We start from the raw sequence: 15045 nt of genomic DNA on the forward strand, positions 1-15045 counted from the left end.
GACTTGAGCCTGCCCGGCTACGCTCAGCTGCGTGAGCGATTGATGCCAAGCAGCGAACGCCTGGGCGTCAGTGACGCCGCGCCCGCACAATTGCATCACGTCGAAAGCGCTGTCAGCAGCCTGGAAAGTGACGGCGCGCTGCTGGTGGCGATCGAGTTGGATGAACGTCCCTGGCCGCCGAAGCTGCCGGGCACCGTGAAAAGCGCGGGCATCCTCGACAGCCGCGAATCGCGCCACAAATTGCTTGAGCAACTTTCGCGCTTCCCGCCCGCGCGCCTGGCGATTGCCTGCGATCCCCGGCGCTCGCCAGACCGTGGCAGCCTGGCATTGATCGCCGAACTGGCTCGCAGCGCCGGCGCCACCCGCGTCTGGCTATTGCAGGCGCCGCCCGGCGAAGCATTGGATGCCGAACGCCTGGGTGACTGGCACAGCGCGTTGCAGCAGCTGCAATTGCCGTTCGCCGACTGTGCGCCGTTGAACTGGCTGGAGACCGGCCATGACTGAATCCATCAAGCCATTGAAGCTTGCCGTGGTCGGGCACACCAACGTCGGCAAGACCTCCCTGCTGCGTACCCTGACCCGGGATGTCGGCTTCGGCGAAGTCTCCCACCGCCCGAGCACCACCCGTCACGTCGAAGGCGCGCGCCTGTCGGTGGACGGCGAGGCGCTGCTGGAGTTGTACGACACGCCTGGGCTGGAAGACGCCATCGCCCTGCTCGATTATCTCGAACGCCTCGAGCGTCCCGGTGAACGCCTGGATGGCCCGGCACGCCTGGCCCGCTTCCTCGAAGGCAGCGAGGCGCGGCAACGCTTCGAGCAAGAAGCCAAGGTGCTGCGGCAGTTGCTCGCCAGCGACGCCGGGCTTTATGTGATCGATGCCCGCGAACCGGTGTTGGCCAAGTACCGCGATGAACTGGAAGTCCTCGCCAGTTGTGGCAAACCGCTGCTGCCGGTACTCAATTTCGTCAGCGGCGCCCAGCACCGCGAACCCGACTGGCGCGAAGCCCTGGCGCGGCTGGGGCTGCATGCACTGGTCCGGTTCGACAGCGTCGCCCCGCCCGAGGACGGCGAGCGACGTCTGTATGAAAGCCTGGCGTTGCTGCTGGAAAGCGCTCGCGGGCAATTGCAGCGGCTGATCGCCGACCAACAGGCCCAGCGTCTGGCGCGTCAGCAGAGCGCCAGACGGCTGATTGCCGAATTGCTGATCGATTGCGCCGCTTGCCGGCGCAGTGTCGCCAGCGACGCCGAACTGGAACGCCAGGCCATCAGCGAACTGCGCAACGCCGTGCGCCAGCGCGAACAGCGTTGTGTCGAGGCCTTGCTCAAGCTCTACGCTTTCCGCCCTCAGGATGCAGCGGCGAGCGATCTTCCCTTGCTGGATGGCCGCTGGGGTGATGACCTGTTCAACCCCGACACACTCAAGCAATTGGGCGTGCGGGTCGGTGGCGGCATTGCGGCCGGGGCGGCGGCCGGAGCCGGTGTCGACCTGCTGGTGGGTGGCCTGACCCTGGGCGCCGCCGCCCTCGCCGGGGCGATTGCCGGCGGCGCGCTGCAAACGGCTCGCAACTATGGCGACCGGTTGCTCGGCAAGCTCAAGGGCCAACGTGAACTGAGCGTCGATGACAGCGTGCTGCGCCTGTTGGCCCTGCGCCAACGGCAACTGCTGCAAGCCATCGACCAGCGCGGCCATGCGGCGATGGAGAGCATCCATATCGCCACGCCGCAGGACAAGACCTGGCGCGAGGGCAAGCTGCCCGAGGCGCTGGGAAAGGCCAGGGCGTATCCGCAGTGGTCGTCGTTGAATCCCCAGCCACGACTGAGCCAGGCCGAACGACAGGAACAGATCGAGCTGTTGGCTGAACAGCTCTAGGCGACACAACTCCTGTGGCAAATAACCCGCAAACCCTTGGCAAAGCACAGCCCCCGTGGCGAGGGAGCTTGCTCCCGCTGGGCTGCGCAGCAGCCCCAAAACCAGACACTGCGGTGGGTCAGGCTAAATCAATGGGGCCACTGCGTGGCCCAGCGGGAGCAAGCTCCCTCGCCACAAGAGCGACCGCGCACGCCTCTACGGCTCGTTCAGCGCTTCAAGGGCCGACGCCGCTTCAGCCAGCTCCAGCTCACTGAACACCCGAACCCCATTGCGCTTGAGCAACGCCGCCGTCACCCCTTCACCTCGAACCTTCACCCCGCTGAACGTGCCGTCATACGTCAGCAGGTTGCCACACGAGGGGCTGTTGGCCTTGAGCACGGCGATGCGGATGCCGTGCTCGCGCACCAACGCCAGCGCTTGATACGCACCGGACAGAAACTGCGCGCTCACATCCTCGCCCTCGGTGGTGATCACCGCCGCGTCGCCATCGAGCACTCGCGCGCCCTGGCCGCCTGGAATTTCTGCCGCCGGTCGGGGCGTGGGCAAGCCACCGGCGACTTCCGGGCACAGCGGCACGACGCGGCCTTCGTCGAGCCAGTGCCGGAGCGGGTCGAACGGCCCGCTGGCGCCACCGTCGTAGCGCACGCGATGGCCGAGCAGGCAGCGGCTGACAAGGATCTTTTCCATGTTCAGAACAACTCGTTGCCACGGCGCCGGAACCAACCGGTCAACGACAGCCGATCACGCTTGGCCGGCAAGACTTCATGGGGTACATCCCCCGACAGGAACACCACCAGGCAGCCGCCCGTGGGCACCACATCATGTTCCACGCCCTCATCCAGGTACATGCGCAACTGGCCGCCGTGCTCCGGCAGCCAGGCGTCGTTGAGGTAGAGCACCGCCGAGACCATGCGCCGGTCATCATCGCGGAAACGATCGACGTGCTTGAGGTAGAACGCGCCCGGCGGGTACAAGGCGAAATGACTTTCAAAATCCTCCAGGCCCAGGAACAACCCCCGGTTCAAGGCCTCGCGCAGGCTGTCCATCAGCCCCAGGTAACGATCACAGGCCTCGACCTGGCCGGGCTCGATCCACTGGATGCGATCGCCACGAACCCCTTCGCGAATTTCCGAAAATGGCCCACGCCCCACGGCGGCTGGAGCCAGTTCACCTTCGGCGGCGCGCTGGCGACATTCGGCCGCCAGGGCGCGGGTGAGCGCATCCGGCAGGAAGATGTTCTGCTGCGACCAGCCGCGCTCGGCCAGGTCGTCGACGATACGTAACAGCAATGGATGATCAGAAGGTATTCGCATGGCGCGCATAGTATTCCTGTGCCTGTAAAACCGACAGCGCCGCGCAGCCGGTTGGCTGCGCCAGGTAGCACCGCCGTACGAACTTGATACGAATTCTCGACAAGACCCCGCCCCCCACGGAGAATAGTCGGCTGCTGACAGGAGTCCCTATGCGCCGTTTGCTTTTCTCACTGTTGATGTTCTGCGTATTGCCCGCCTGGGCAGACAGCTATGACCAGTTGTACAAGGTCGCCGGCTGGCCGGAACAGCGGGCGCATTTCAACGATGCCTTGAGCGCCGCGCAGCAGCGTTACCAGAACAGCTTGCCGCCGGCGGTCTTCCAGGCGCTGGTGAACAACAGCAACCAGCGTTTCGCGCCCCAGGCCATGGATCAGCGAGCCGAGGCGCAACTGCGCCGGAATTTATCCGACCCGAATCCGGCCCTGAGCTTTTTCCAATCGCCGCTGGGCCGTAAGGTTGTCGCCGCCGAACTGCTCGCCACTCGCCGCGACCAATTGGCAAAGAACGCCAAGGGCCTGCCGAAGATGCAAGCCAGCGACAATCGCCTGCTGACCATCGGCCACCTGGCCCAGGCCCTGCCTGCCCGCGAAGCCGGGGCTGAAGTCAGCCTGGCGATTGCCGGTGTCGCCGCCGACAGTTTGAGCTCGATGATTCCAGGCTTGCTCGGTGGAGGCCAGGCCCAGGGCATGCTGAACGGCCAGCGTCAGCGCCTGATGGATCAGATCGGCGCGGACCTGAACAACACGCTGCTGTACGTCTACCGCGACCTGACGGACACCGAACTTGAAGAATTCGCCACCTTTGCCGAATCGGCCGAAGGACAGGCTTATTACCAGGCGGCATTGGCGGCGATCCGAGCGGGGTTGGCGGTGGGGCAGAATCTGGGGCAGTAATCTTCAGCGCCTGTTGCATCGTCTTCGCGAGCAGGCTCGCTCCCACACCGGTCCCCCAGCACACCCATTATCCGGTGGGAGCGAGCCTGCTCGCGAAGGCAACAGCCCAGTCACCGCCGAATCCGGCCCATCCGCTTGCTCAAAAACCCAAACATCTCCTGCCGTATCGCCAAGGTCTCGTTCGCCAGGTGATGCCGCCCCTCGGGCAACATCAGGACCTGCGGCCGATCGAACTTGCCGCGCAACACCTGCAGGTTATGCCGCCAATCCACGGTCATGTCCGCCTGCCCTTGCACGATCAAGGGTTGCCGCGAGCTGCTTGGGGCGGCTTCGATACGCTTGATCCATTGCCCCAATGCGCCCACCCATGCAGTGGGCAGGCGCAGCGGTTGCAGCGGGTCGGCCTGCAGAAACGACAGGAAACCCGGATCGCTGGAGTTCTCGCTGAAGCGTCGGGCGATGCCGCTCACAAAAGGTTTGAGCAAGTAATAACTGAGGCGCGACCAGCCCCAGGCACGCGGCCGAACCAAGGGCGACAACAGGATGACCTGGCCCTGGGCCGGGCTATCCGCGCCGTGGTGCAGCACATGGTCCACCACGATCGCGCCGCCGGTACTCTGGCCGCACAGATGCCAGGGTTGCGGCAGATCCAGCGTCCCGGCTTCGGCCAGCAAGCCGCGCAAGGTTTCCTGGTATTCGGCGAAATCGCCAATGCTGGCGCGTTCGCCACTGGACAGGCCGTGGCCCGGCAAGTCGCAGCTGATCACCACCCATTGCTGATCCAGCGCCCACTCGACCAAATGCCGATACAGCCCCATATGGTCGTAATAGCCATGAAAGAGGAACAGCGTCGCCACGGCTTTTTCCGGCCACCAGACCTGGCCGACCAGCTCATAGCCGGCGCTGTCGAAACGCCCCAAGCCCCTGCGCAAGGTGCGCGCCGGGAAGTCCAGTCCATAGAACTGCTGGTAGGCCTGCGCTTGCGCAGACAGCGGTTGCCATTGCGCCAGGGGTTGCAGGTTGGCGCGCAGGTGATCGGGGTCGAAAGAGGCGGACATCAATATTCCAGGCAAATGCGCATCGCGCGAAAACAGGCGTTATACGCCTGCGATATTCATCTGTCGCGCCAGCCATGGCAAGCTACGCGGCTTCAGAGGATCGACTCCATGCGCCCGTCCCACCGCACGACCTTGCTAGCCAGCCTCCTCGCCCTGACGTGCGCCGTCATCCTGTGGTTCGCCTACGACTGGTTCCAGGGACGTTTCCTCCGGGCGTTCAGTCAACACACGGCGGTGTTTTCCGGCGACCCGCTGCGCCTGCCGGCCGACCTCGCCGGCCCGGGCGCGATCCGCCTGGTGCACTTCTGGGATCCGGCCTGCCCTTGCAACGTCGGTAATCAGCAGCACCTCTCCGAGCTGATCGACAAATATGCGCCGCAAGGCGTCGAGTTCTACGCCGTGCAAAAGACCGGCAGCCAAGGCCACTTGCCCAGCACTCTAAGCAATCTCAAACCGCTGACGACGTTGCCAGGCTCGGCACAGATTCCCGCCAGCCCCGCCGTGGCGATTTGGGACCGCAACGGCAAGCTCGCGTACTTCGGGCCGTACAGCGAAGGCTTGACTTGCAACTCGAGCAACAGCTTTATCGAGCCAATACTCGAAGCACTCAATATTGACCGGGAAGTTAATGCGACTCATACGTTGGCGGTCGGCTGTTATTGTCCGTGGCCGAACTCAAACTAATCCAACCCAACTACGATACGTATTGTTTAAACACCTGCCGGCGTCTTACAAAGTCTGACTCATTGCTCTTTTCTAGAGTACTTGCTCAAACTGCGGGTTGGCGCTGAACCGTTTGTCGGATCCAATTTTTCGAAAAACCGCGTAGATCCCCCCGTTTTCGCTCCAGACCCCAACCAGGCCGGCAGCACAGGGGTTTTCGGGGCGCTCTGGCTGCCGAGCTGAATCGTTTAAGAACCGTCAGCGCCACGTGAACTTTTTGTTAAACGCTTCTCTAACCCTCGTACAGAAGATGTTGATTTCCCCTGCGATTGCGCGGCGGCGCTATATACCGAGGAAGTTGGATACGCCTTTTCATCGTTTTACTTGTCGACCCTCCTAAACCAAACAAAAAATGGAATCGTCAGTGATGCAAAAGTTGTTATGCGCTGCACTTTCCACTCCCACGAAAGAGGATGCTCTCAATCTTGAGGCGTTTGCCCAGTGCGTCGCCCCGCTAGGGGTCGATGTGCTGTTGCGCGGCGAGACCGGCACCGGCAAGGACACGCTGGCGGAAAAAATCCACCGCATGTCCGGCCGCTCCGGCAAGTTCGTCGCCATCAATTGCGCCGCCATTCCCGAGTCCCTTGCGGAGAGCCAACTCTTCGGCGCCAATACCGGTGCGTTTACCGGTGCCAGCCAGAATCGCGCCGGGTTCGTCGAAGCCGCCCACAACGGCACGCTGTATCTGGATGAGATCGACAGCATGCCGCTAGGGCTGCAAGCCAAGCTGCTGCGTGTCCTGGAGTCCAGGACCGTGCAGCGGCTGGGCTCGACCCAGAACATCCAAGTGGACATGCGGGTGATCGCCTCGGCCCAAAGCCCGTTGGCGGAGATGGTCGAACGTGGCGAGTTTCGTCGGGATCTCTATTTCCGCTTGAACATCATCAGCCTCAAGCTGCCGCCGTTGCGCAGCCGCAAGGAACGCATCGTGCCGCTGTTCCAGTCCCTGGTACGCCGGGAAGCCCAGGCACTCGACCAGCCCTACGTCGCGCCTTCGCCGGCACTGTTGCGCCAGTTGCTCGGCTACGCCTGGCCCGGGAACATCCGCGAGTTGCAATCGGCCGCCAAGCGCTACGTGCTCGGCTTGCCGGCACTGCCCCGCGCCGAGCAGCTGGAGAACAACAGCTCGACCCTCAAGCTGAAAGAGCATCTGCAGCAGTTCGAAAAAATCCTCATCGAGGACTGCATGCGCCGGCATCACCACTGCATCGATAAAGTCATCGCCGAGTTGGGCATCGCCCGCCGCACGCTCTACTACCGGATGAAATGCCTGCAAATATCGACGAGCTGAGTGGATCGGTGGAACCGTTTTCGCTGCGGTCGCCACTTAATCGTCGAGACGTTCACGATCGTCTCGCCATTCCACAATCCGGAGATACGACTATGAGTTTTGGTGGAGCTTCTCTCGCCGCCTCCACGGCAGCCATGCAACAGATGGACGCCACGTCGGCGGCGATGACGACCATGAAATCCCAATTCGACCAGAAAAAACTGGTTGCCGACACCATGAACGCAATCGCGGCAGGGTCGATGGACACCGCGACCAAGGCCATTACCGCCATGGGGGAGGCATCCAAGAACATACGCTTCTGACCCTCTCGCTCCAGCCCCGCTCCGGCGGGGAATCCCATGCGCGTCGAGGGAGAAACCCGATGCAGATTCATTCGCCAGACAACCTTCGTACCGCCAGAGAATTGCTCGGTGACGACCCGACACTGCGCCAGGCCTCATCTGCGAACGGCCTGGCGGATCGGGTCGTCGAGCACCTGGCGCTGCACGGTGCGAGCGATCGGCTGCGCGAGTCGCTCGTCCAATGGAGCAGCGAACACGGCTCGACTGGCGGCCAGCCACGGTCAGGTTTATCCACCCCGCAGGACAGACTGGCCGCCGAGACCCAGGCCCCTCTGCATCGGGTGCTCGAAGATATTCTCGAGGAGATCAACGGAGGTACCGGATCCACCCTCGATGTCGACAGCGACGATGCCTACTCCAACGAAGATCTGTTCAACGACCTGGCACAGATGCTCGCCCACCGCCGGCAGCCCATCGGCGATAACGACGTCGACAGCCAGAGCGATTTCGGCAACGCCAACAACCCGTTCTGCGGTGCGCTGTTCGGCGCCTGGGAGCTGGAAGGCGACCGCGCCACGCGGCGCGACCGCTACGACACCAGCCTGTCGCTGCTGCTCAAGATCATCGCGGTGCTGGGCCGAAGGAAACTGCTGACTCTGCTGGACATCGACGAAGAACAAGGCCAGGCGCGTTATGAACAGGACGACCTGGACCTGCTGTTCGAGGTCGCGGCATTCATGGACCAGCACCCGTTGAGATACCCGCCGCCGGCGAGCTTCGACGGGCAAAACTGGACATGGACCGAACGGATTGCCTGTGGCGCATGGCTGGATCCTCGCGAGACACGGCTGTTCCAGCTCGCCCTGGAAGAACTGGACCTCGCTCTCGCCCGCCTGGCCGGCCAGCAGCCGCCCATGCAACGGCGCGGTCGTCGCAGCCGGGAAGAAATCGAGTTTCATCTGAGCGTGACGGGTAGCGCTCGCAACGTCTTGAGGCTGATGTACGCCTGAAGGCCCACCCTGTAATCGGAGATATGCCATGACCGTGCAAGCCATCGACACCACCAGCGTGGTTTCCACCGCAACCAAACCTGGCGCCAGTGCGCGCCCGAGCGCCGAGACCAGCGATGTCAGCTGGTTCAATGCGCAAATGCGTGAAAAAGCCCCCGCGCCCGATAGTGAAAACAACGTCGCGGCGAGAATCATCGATTCGTTGTCCAGTCGCTCCGGCGAATTGCAACGGCTGGACGATCGCGCCAACCGGGACATGCTCAAGGCCATCCGCACCGCCGATCCCCAGGACATGTTGCAGTCCAACCGGTCGCTGTCGTCCTTTCACCTGGAAAGCCTGATGACCGCAAAGATCGTCAGCAAGGGCTCCCAGGCCATCGAGAAACTCACCAATCTCCAGTAACGGGAAGCCGGTCATGTTCATGCGCGCATTCTCACCCTTAGTGCTGTGCCTGCTACTCGCCGGATGCGACGAGAGGACAGCGCTGCACAGCCATCTTTCCGAGCAGGATGCCAATGAGGTGATCGCGGAACTGGCGGACAAGAACGTCGAGGCCAGCAAGCAGGTCGATAAGGACGGGCTGACCGTGCTGGTCGAGCCAGCGGACATGAACAGTGCGGTACAGGTCCTCGAAGCCGCTGGGCTGCCGCGTCGATCGCGCTCCAGCCTGGGGGAAATCTTTCGCAAGGAAGGCGTGATTTCCACACCGATGGAAGAGCGTGCCCGCTACCTCTACGCGCTATCCCAGGAGCTCGAATCGACACTGTCGCAAATCGATGGCGTGGTGCTCGCCCGGGTCCATGTGGTGCTGCCGGAACGGGTCGCTCCCGGCGAGCCGGTCCAGCCCGCGTCGGCCTCGGTGTTTATCAAGCACACCAGCGCCCTGGATCCTGACAGCATCACGCCGAGAGTGCGCAACCTGGTCGCCAGCGGGATTCCCGGCATGGCCGACGCGGCCCAGAACCCGGCCAAGCTGTCGGTGGTTTTCGTTCCCGCGGCGGCATATCAGGAACGGCGCAAGATGGCGTATTTCGGGCCGTTCCTCATGCAGGCCGACGACATCGGCTATTGGCGAGGAGTAACCCTGGCGGCCGGCCTCACCTTGCTCGCCCTCCTGCTGGGCGCCTCGTACGGCCTCTACCGGTTGTGGCGCAACGGCGTACTGGTGCTGCCGCGATTCTTCGAGCGCAAGGGCGCAACGCCGGCGGGTGCGCAAAACGGCACGGCGCCGTCACTGTTCGCGGTGAAGAACCCGGGCGCCAAGCCTGACAGCAAGGGGACCGCTGCATGAACGCGGCGCTGGAATGGGCTCGCTGGTGGAGCCTGGCGTGGCGCGAAGCAGACCGTGACTGGTATCCACCCGCGCTCGGCCTGCTGACCGGGCCACAAATCGACGCCTTGGCCCGCGGGCATCACGCCGCATTGGCCCGCGGTTTCGGCATGACGCCGTGCACGCCGCCACAGCCCGACCCGGCGGTTTTGTCGCTCTGTTGCGGCACGCCCCGAACCTTGGCCCTGGCCTGCCAATTAGTGGCGAACACCTGCTCGCCGTTGACGACAATGGACATGCTTTCGCCGCAGGACCGAGCGTGGTGCGAGCGCACCGCCAAGGCGTTGCGCCCCGGACACTGGCTCGAACCAGGCCACGACCCGCTTGCACTGCTGCGCGCCTGGCTGGGGGAGCGGACCTGGGAGCGTACGCGCCTGGCCTTCCCGCGCAGCAGGATCATTGCCCTCGAAACGCAGCCCACCCCACGCCCGCCAGCCGCCAAGCTCAACACGCTCTGGCAGTCCGCGTGCTGGAAAGCCGAGCAAAGCCTGGCGCCAGCGCCCCCCAAAACGGAGATAGACGATGCTCGCTCGGCGCTCGCTTGACCTACGTCCCGGTGGCCAGGGCCTGTTGCAGCCCTGTATCCCTCGCGAAACCCTGGTGGACTGTGGCCGAGCACAGGCCGTTCTCGAACAGGCCCAGGCACACGCCACGCAGCTGATCCAGGGTGCCGCCGAAGAGGCGGGCGCCGCAGTGCTCCAGGCTCAGGCGCAGTTCTGGGAAACAGCCGAAACCGTGCTTGCCACCTGGGAAGCCGAGCGCCAGGCCATGTGGGAACGGATCGAGACCAGCGCCGCGCAGTTGGTCAACGAGGCCCTGAAAACGCTGTTGAACGAAGTCCCGGAACAGGCCCGCATCGATGCGCTCGTTCGTCAGCTTGCCTCACGCCAGCATGATTCGGTCAGTGCGACTCTTCGCTGTCATCCCGATGACTGGGCGAAGCTGAGCGAAAGTCTGGGCGCACCTGGCGAACGTCCCTGGACGCCGGTGGCGGATCCCAGCATGGAGGCGCATCAGCTGAAGCTGGAAACACCTGGCGGCACGTTCTTGCTCGATTGGGCCACGGCTGTTGAAGCGTTGCGCCTGCCAGAACCCAAGCGATAAGCCAGGACCGCCCCGGACAATGTGGGAGCGAGCCTGCTCGCGAAGGCAGCGGCACATGCGGCATTACTATTAACTGATACACCGCTTCGCGAGCAGGCTCGCTCCCACAGTGGTTCAGCGGTGGGAAACAGAACTCCCTCCTCCCAACCGATCTTTTGCTCACTTTTCGCGGAACCGTCAGCGGCGCAATCACCACTCATCCGATGAATACGCATACCTCGGAGCAACCGCCATGTCTTCTATCGATGCCATCCAGCGCCGTCTCGATACCTATTTCCAACGCGCCAGCGACAACGTCAACAACGCTGCAATGAACGCCGCCGAGAGCCAGTCACTCGACGATATGCACTCGTTCGTGACCAGCATGAACGGCATGTCGGTCGCGGTGAACGCGGCCACTCAACAGACCACCGCCCACCACAACCTCGCCAAGGCGATCATCGATGCAATGCCATGAGCTGCGCACACAGCTCGCCCGCTGGAACGCCGACGTCGACGGCGCGGAACATTTCGCCATCGTCATCGATGATGGCGAAGCGATCTTCAAGAAGCTGGATGACGGCCTGCTGGTATCGGTCGAGTTGAATTTCCCGCAGGGCAACGAAGCGTCCCTGGAAGACCTTTTGCGGCTGGCGCAGCCAAGCCTCTCGCGATTCCCCGGTGCGTTGGCTCTTTCGCCCGAGGACGAGCGTTTATGGCTACTGGCGCAACTGGCGACAGACGCGCACATCGACGATCTGGTCGAAGTGCTCGAAGCGCTGCTCAACCAGCGGGACACCTGGCAATCGATTCTCCATAAAGAACAACGTGCCGTGGCGCGACGCCCCTCGCACTTTCACTCGCTCGGAACAGGAATCCGCCATGCCTAACAGGTGGCTTGCACCGTACCGCTCGATGGCCGCCGGCCAGGTACACTTTCGCCGGTCCATCGTCCGTCGCTGGACCAAGACATCGCTGCTTGCACTGGCATTGGCCGGCGCGCTGGGCGCGGGCATGCCGGTCGAAGCGGCGGTACCGACCGACTGGAAAAACACACCCTACGCCTACGATGCCCAGAACACGCCCCTGCCCAAGGTACTTGGCGACTTTGCCAATACTTTCGGGGTGCAACTGGTGCTCGATGGCACCGTGAAAGGCAGCGTCGATGGCCGGATGCGCGCCGAAAGCCCCCAGGCGTTCCTCGACCGGCTCGGCCTGGAAAATCGTTTCCAATGGTTCATGTACGGCAACACCCTGTACGTCAGCCCTTTGCAAAACCAGGACTCCACGCGCCTGGAAGTGTCCGCCGATGCTGCGCCGGACATCAAGCAAGCCCTGACCGACATCGGCCTGCTGGACCCGCGTTTCGGTTGGGGTGAATTACCCGACGAGGGCGTGGTGCTGGTCTCCGGCCCGGAGCGCTACGTGCGCCTGGTGGCGCAGTTTGCCGAGGCGCGCAAGACACCTGAAGAGAAGCAGGAGGTGATCAGCTTCCCGCTGCGCTATGCCACCGCCGCCGACCGGAGTATCAAGTACCGCGGCGATACGCTGGTGATTCCCGGGGTTGCCAGCATCCTCAAAGGCCTGCTGGAAAGTCGCAGTGCGGTGTCCGGCGCAATGCAGGCGACCTCGCCCCAGGCCTCGTTCCAGAACATGCAGGCCCAGCAGTCCATGACGATGGGCAATATCGAGCAGTTGGCATTGAGCGGCATGGGCCGCCCGAACACCAACCGCGTGCAAGGCCCGGAAAGCGCTGGCAAGGGCGGCCGCGGTCGGATCCGCGTCGAAGCCGACGTGCGCAACAACGCAGTGCTCATCTACGACTCGCCCAAGCGTCGGGAGATCTACACGCCGCTGATCCGTGACGTGGACGTGCCACGCAAACTGGTAGAAATCGATGCGATCATTCTCGACATCGACCGCACCCAACTGGCCGAGCTGGCGTCGAACTGGAACGTCGAGAGCGGCGATCTGATCGGCGGCGCCTCGATGATTCGCCCCGGCGCCAGCTCGACGGTATTCATTCAGGACTACGGCGACTTTTCCGCGCAACTGCGAGCATTGGAAGGTCGCGGCCTGGCCTCGGTCGTGGCGAATCCATCCGTACTGACCCTGGAAAACCAGCCGGCGGTCATCGACTTCAGCCGGACCGAGTACATCTCTGCCATTGGCGAACGGGTGGCCACCGTCGAGCCCATCACGGCCGGCACCAGCCTGCAGGTCGTGCCTCACACCATCGAGACCGGCGGCCGCAACCAGATCCAGATGTTCCTGGACATCGAAGACGGCAAGATCGAGCCCTCGGAGGTCGGTCAGCAGACGCCCAGCGTTCGCCGGGGAGTGGTCAGTACGCAGGCGGTGATGGGGGAAAGCCGATCGCTGGTGGTGGGTGGTTTTCATACCGAGGAAACCGGCGACAACCTCGAACGGGTGCCGTGGCTCGGACGCATCCCGCTGATTGGACCGCTGCTATTTTCCTCGACCACCCGCGAGACCAGCCGCCGCGAACGGGTATTCATCCTGACGCCGCGTCTGATTGGCGACCAGGTCGACCCGGCCCGCTACATCTCCGAGCTCGATCGTGAACAGGTGGACAGCGCAATGGCACGCCTGGAAGAACGGCGCAACGGCACTCGGCCCATCGGTCGCATCGAGATCAGCGACGTCCTCGCGCAATTGGCCGATGGCAACATTCCGCCGACGTTCAAACAGGCCGCCTCGATTCCTTACTCGGCCGACACCCTGTGCGCGTTACAACCGGGGCTATCGCTGGACACCGCGCGCGCCCAATGGTTTGCCGGGCCGGACTACGGCATCGCCGTGGGCGTGGTGCGCAACGATGGCGACCGGCGGTTGCGCTTCGACGAGGCCAGCTGCAGCACCCGCTGGACCATGGCCACCTCCGCCTGGCCGAAGGTGTGGCTCGAGCCCGGTGAGGAAACCGAAGTGTTTGTCGTCATGAGACAACCCAAGCGCACACCAGGTGGCGGGCGCTCTTCCCTCTTGCAAACCAGTGCGAGGATCACGCCATGAGTCGCACCTCGAAGCTGCTCGTCTTGTTGCTGTGCCTGCCGGTTTTCGCCGGCTGTGCAAATCGCTGGGGCTGCCAGGGCGATGCCTGTAGCCGCGCCGAACCCGATAACGGCCGTCTGGTGATCTGGTGGTCGCCGGGTATGCGCGGCGGCCTGGGCTCCCCCGAACATCCGCTCGACCATTCGGTCGTTCCACTGGAGAACTGAAACGGTATGTCTTTTTCGGTACACAGCGTAAGCACTCGCCAGGCCTTTCAGAAGAACATCATCGCCGGCATCGCGACGTATTGGGAAATAGCCCCGGGCATCGAGTTCTGCCTGCGACGTGAGCCCCACAGTTTAGGGCTCGCGTTACAGATACAAAGCCAGGCGCTAGGTGTGAGTCAGGTGCGGCGGGCGCTCGAACGACGCTTCGCCCACCCGAGTGACTACGCGCAGCTGTTCCTGTTTCTCGATCCGCAGCGCGCGCTGGTGGTCTGGCAGGCGCTGCCCGAGTCACCGATCTCGTCGCAGATGCTCGACGAGATCCAGTCCCGGCAGTTGTCGTTGCTGGGCCTGGAAGACCTTGACGATTATTCGGTTACTTACTGAAGGCCCGTGGCCGAGGGAGGCTTTGCATGACCACCACACCGCTCGCCCAGCGCTTGATCTCGGCCCTCGCGGAACACCTGCATGCGCAACTGCAACTGGAGGGCGGCGTCTGCGCGCTGTATGACGCAAGCAACCGGGAAGCCGTGGTCATCGAGCTGCCCGATCACGGCGATGTGGCCATCCTCCATTGCGCGATCGATGTGCCTGCCCATGCGCCTGGCCTGCACAAACGCCTGTTGGAGCTCAACTTTCGACTGGATCTGCTCGGCGGCAGCTGGCTGGCCCTCGACGACAAGGGCAGCGTTCGCCTGTGTGCCCATTGCCCGTTGTCGATGCTCGATGAGGCGCAGTTCTGCCATTGGATCGTGGGTTTCATCGGCCAGGTCGGCGAGGTACGCGCACGCTTGATGCCGTCCGCTACGTCAGCGCCTTCACGTCCAACCTCGCTCAATGCGAGCCGTACCCGACTGGTCTAGACAGCAAAAAAACCGTGGCGAGGGAGCTTGCTCCCGCTTGAGGGCGAAGCCCTCACAAAAAAAGGGCTGCTGCGCAGCCCATCGGGAGCAAGC

General features: G+C 63.5%; 20 protein-coding genes. 17 read left to right on the plus strand and 3 right to left on the minus strand.

All coding sequences use genetic code 11. The features are described 5' to 3' along the window. Together ACE04F_RS20945 and ACE04F_RS20950 are read left to right on the plus strand one after the other, a co-directional pair. On the plus strand, positions 1-504 hold a 504-nt coding region (locus ACE04F_RS20945), incomplete at its 5' end, for a DUF2868 domain-containing protein (RefSeq protein ID WP_486109645.1). Then, positions 497-1870 carry a GTPase/DUF3482 domain-containing protein gene (locus tag ACE04F_RS20950; protein WP_486109647.1) on the plus strand — a complete coding sequence of 458 codons (1374 nt, stop codon included), beginning with the start codon at positions 497-499 and terminating at the stop codon, positions 1868-1870. The genes ACE04F_RS20945 and ACE04F_RS20950, both read left to right, overlap by 8 nt. 195 nt (positions 1871-2065) lie before the next feature. Here ACE04F_RS20950 and ACE04F_RS20955 read toward each other — a convergent pair whose 3' ends face one another. Further along, positions 2066-2557 (minus strand): 2-thiouracil desulfurase family protein, encoded by a 492-nt coding sequence (locus ACE04F_RS20955; RefSeq protein ID WP_486109649.1) that lies wholly within the window; start codon positions 2555-2557, stop codon positions 2066-2068. A gap of 2 nt (positions 2558-2559) precedes the next feature. Next, positions 2560-3192 (minus strand): 2OG-Fe(II) oxygenase, encoded by a 633-nt coding sequence (locus ACE04F_RS20960; protein ID WP_486109651.1) that lies wholly within the window; start codon positions 3190-3192, stop codon positions 2560-2562. Positions 3193-3332: 140 nt separating this feature from the next. On the opposite strand from ACE04F_RS20960, the gene ACE04F_RS20965 reads away from it, so the two are divergent. Then, positions 3333-4076: a DUF2059 domain-containing protein gene (locus ACE04F_RS20965; RefSeq protein WP_486109653.1), complete on the plus strand. Its 744-nt coding sequence runs from the start codon at positions 3333-3335 to the stop codon at positions 4074-4076. 110 nt (positions 4077-4186) lie between these two features. Here the strand turns inward: ACE04F_RS20965 and bipL are convergent, their stop codons facing one another. After that, entirely contained in the window at positions 4187-5134 is a 948-nt protein-coding gene (bipL, locus tag ACE04F_RS20970) for a phospholipase BipL (RefSeq protein WP_486109655.1), read from the minus strand. 108 nt (positions 5135-5242) lie between these two features. Between bipL and ACE04F_RS20975 the strand changes: the two genes are divergently transcribed. The 14 genes from ACE04F_RS20975 (at position 5243) to ACE04F_RS21040 (ending at position 14952) form a co-directional block, all read left to right on the plus strand. Continuing rightward, the gene (locus tag ACE04F_RS20975) at positions 5243-5818 is read left to right on the plus strand and encodes a DUF6436 domain-containing protein (RefSeq protein WP_486109657.1); all 576 of its coding nucleotides are present in this window, start codon (positions 5243-5245) and stop codon (positions 5816-5818) included. A 406-nt stretch (positions 5819-6224) separates the two neighbouring features. After that, positions 6225-7148, plus strand: a complete 924-nt coding sequence (locus ACE04F_RS20980; RefSeq protein WP_486109659.1) for a sigma 54-interacting transcriptional regulator — start codon at positions 6225-6227, stop codon at positions 7146-7148. Continuing rightward, positions 7124-7450: a type III secretion system major pilin HrpA gene (locus ACE04F_RS20985; protein WP_486109661.1), complete on the plus strand. Its 327-nt coding sequence runs from the start codon at positions 7124-7126 to the stop codon at positions 7448-7450. Before ACE04F_RS20980 ends, ACE04F_RS20985 begins: the two co-directional genes overlap by 25 nt. A gap of 59 nt (positions 7451-7509) precedes the next feature. After that, positions 7510-8439: a type III secretion protein gene (locus ACE04F_RS20990; RefSeq protein WP_486109663.1), complete on the plus strand. Its 930-nt coding sequence runs from the start codon at positions 7510-7512 to the stop codon at positions 8437-8439. Positions 8440-8467: 28 nt separating this feature from the next. Continuing rightward, positions 8468-8842: a type III secretion system inner rod subunit SctI gene (gene sctI, locus ACE04F_RS20995; RefSeq protein ID WP_434673056.1), complete on the plus strand. Its 375-nt coding sequence runs from the start codon at positions 8468-8470 to the stop codon at positions 8840-8842. 13 nt (positions 8843-8855) lie between these two features. Then, a complete protein-coding gene (gene sctJ / locus ACE04F_RS21000; RefSeq protein WP_434602151.1) occupies positions 8856-9731 on the plus strand; it encodes a type III secretion system inner membrane ring lipoprotein SctJ in 876 nt (291 codons plus the stop codon). Then, a complete protein-coding gene (locus ACE04F_RS21005) occupies positions 9728-10315 on the plus strand; it encodes a hypothetical protein (RefSeq protein ID WP_486109666.1) in 588 nt (195 codons plus the stop codon). The genes sctJ and ACE04F_RS21005 overlap by 4 nt, the downstream gene beginning before the upstream one ends. Further along, positions 10293-10874, plus strand: coding sequence for a type III secretion system stator protein SctL (gene sctL, locus ACE04F_RS21010; protein WP_486109668.1), 582 nt, complete (start codon positions 10293-10295; stop codon positions 10872-10874). Before ACE04F_RS21005 ends, sctL begins: the two co-directional genes overlap by 23 nt. A 232-nt stretch (positions 10875-11106) precedes the next feature. Further along, entirely contained in the window at positions 11107-11331 is a 225-nt protein-coding gene (locus ACE04F_RS21015) for a serine kinase (RefSeq protein ID WP_305498110.1), read from the plus strand. Continuing rightward, positions 11318-11743: a type III secretion system chaperone gene (locus tag ACE04F_RS21020; protein ID WP_486109670.1), complete on the plus strand. Its 426-nt coding sequence runs from the start codon at positions 11318-11320 to the stop codon at positions 11741-11743. The genes ACE04F_RS21015 and ACE04F_RS21020 overlap by 14 nt, the downstream gene beginning before the upstream one ends. Next, on the plus strand, positions 11736-13886 hold the full coding sequence (sctC, locus tag ACE04F_RS21025) for a type III secretion system outer membrane ring subunit SctC (RefSeq protein ID WP_486109672.1): 2151 nt from the start codon (positions 11736-11738) through the stop codon (positions 13884-13886). Before ACE04F_RS21020 ends, sctC begins: the two co-directional genes overlap by 8 nt. Then, on the plus strand, positions 13883-14092 hold the full coding sequence (gene hrpT / locus ACE04F_RS21030; protein WP_486109674.1) for an HrpT family type III secretion system protein: 210 nt from the start codon (positions 13883-13885) through the stop codon (positions 14090-14092). The genes sctC and hrpT overlap by 4 nt, the downstream gene beginning before the upstream one ends. A gap of 6 nt (positions 14093-14098) precedes the next feature. Further along, positions 14099-14476, plus strand: coding sequence for a type III secretion protein HrpV (locus ACE04F_RS21035; protein ID WP_434571107.1), 378 nt, complete (start codon positions 14099-14101; stop codon positions 14474-14476). Between the two features lie 26 nt (positions 14477-14502). After that, a complete protein-coding gene (locus ACE04F_RS21040; protein WP_486109676.1) occupies positions 14503-14952 on the plus strand; it encodes a type III secretion system chaperone in 450 nt (149 codons plus the stop codon). Positions 14953-15045 lie beyond the last annotated feature (93 nt).

The sequence above is a fragment of the Pseudomonas sp. AGC41 genome (assembly GCF_057334555.1).

Bases quoted from the DNA above. Each gene is read 5' to 3' on its own strand.
- ACE04F_RS20950 (WP_486109647.1), top strand. From the start codon at position 497: ATGACTGAATCCATCAAGCCATTGAAGCTTGCCGTGGTCGGGCACACC.
- ACE04F_RS20955 (WP_486109649.1), bottom strand. From the start codon at position 2,557: ATGGAAAAGATCCTTGTCAGCCGCTGCCTGCTCGGCCATCGCGTGCGC.
- ACE04F_RS20960 (WP_486109651.1), bottom strand. From the start codon at position 3,192: ATGCGCGCCATGCGAATACCTTCTGATCATCCATTGCTGTTACGTATC.
- ACE04F_RS20965 (WP_486109653.1), top strand. From the start codon at position 3,333: ATGCGCCGTTTGCTTTTCTCACTGTTGATGTTCTGCGTATTGCCCGCC.
- bipL (WP_486109655.1), bottom strand. From the start codon at position 5,134: ATGTCCGCCTCTTTCGACCCCGATCACCTGCGCGCCAACCTGCAACCC.
- ACE04F_RS20975 (WP_486109657.1), top strand. From the start codon at position 5,243: ATGCGCCCGTCCCACCGCACGACCTTGCTAGCCAGCCTCCTCGCCCTG.
- ACE04F_RS20980 (WP_486109659.1), top strand. From the start codon at position 6,225: ATGCAAAAGTTGTTATGCGCTGCACTTTCCACTCCCACGAAAGAGGAT.
- ACE04F_RS20985 (WP_486109661.1), top strand. From the start codon at position 7,124: ATGCCTGCAAATATCGACGAGCTGAGTGGATCGGTGGAACCGTTTTCG.
- ACE04F_RS20990 (WP_486109663.1), top strand. From the start codon at position 7,510: ATGCAGATTCATTCGCCAGACAACCTTCGTACCGCCAGAGAATTGCTC.
- sctI (WP_434673056.1), top strand. From the start codon at position 8,468: ATGACCGTGCAAGCCATCGACACCACCAGCGTGGTTTCCACCGCAACC.
- sctJ (WP_434602151.1), top strand. From the start codon at position 8,856: ATGTTCATGCGCGCATTCTCACCCTTAGTGCTGTGCCTGCTACTCGCC.
- ACE04F_RS21005 (WP_486109666.1), top strand. From the start codon at position 9,728: ATGAACGCGGCGCTGGAATGGGCTCGCTGGTGGAGCCTGGCGTGGCGC.
- sctL (WP_486109668.1), top strand. From the start codon at position 10,293: ATGCTCGCTCGGCGCTCGCTTGACCTACGTCCCGGTGGCCAGGGCCTG.
- ACE04F_RS21015 (WP_305498110.1), top strand. From the start codon at position 11,107: ATGTCTTCTATCGATGCCATCCAGCGCCGTCTCGATACCTATTTCCAA.
- ACE04F_RS21020 (WP_486109670.1), top strand. From the start codon at position 11,318: ATGCAATGCCATGAGCTGCGCACACAGCTCGCCCGCTGGAACGCCGAC.
- sctC (WP_486109672.1), top strand. From the start codon at position 11,736: ATGCCTAACAGGTGGCTTGCACCGTACCGCTCGATGGCCGCCGGCCAG.
- hrpT (WP_486109674.1), top strand. From the start codon at position 13,883: ATGAGTCGCACCTCGAAGCTGCTCGTCTTGTTGCTGTGCCTGCCGGTT.
- ACE04F_RS21035 (WP_434571107.1), top strand. From the start codon at position 14,099: ATGTCTTTTTCGGTACACAGCGTAAGCACTCGCCAGGCCTTTCAGAAG.
- ACE04F_RS21040 (WP_486109676.1), top strand. From the start codon at position 14,503: ATGACCACCACACCGCTCGCCCAGCGCTTGATCTCGGCCCTCGCGGAA.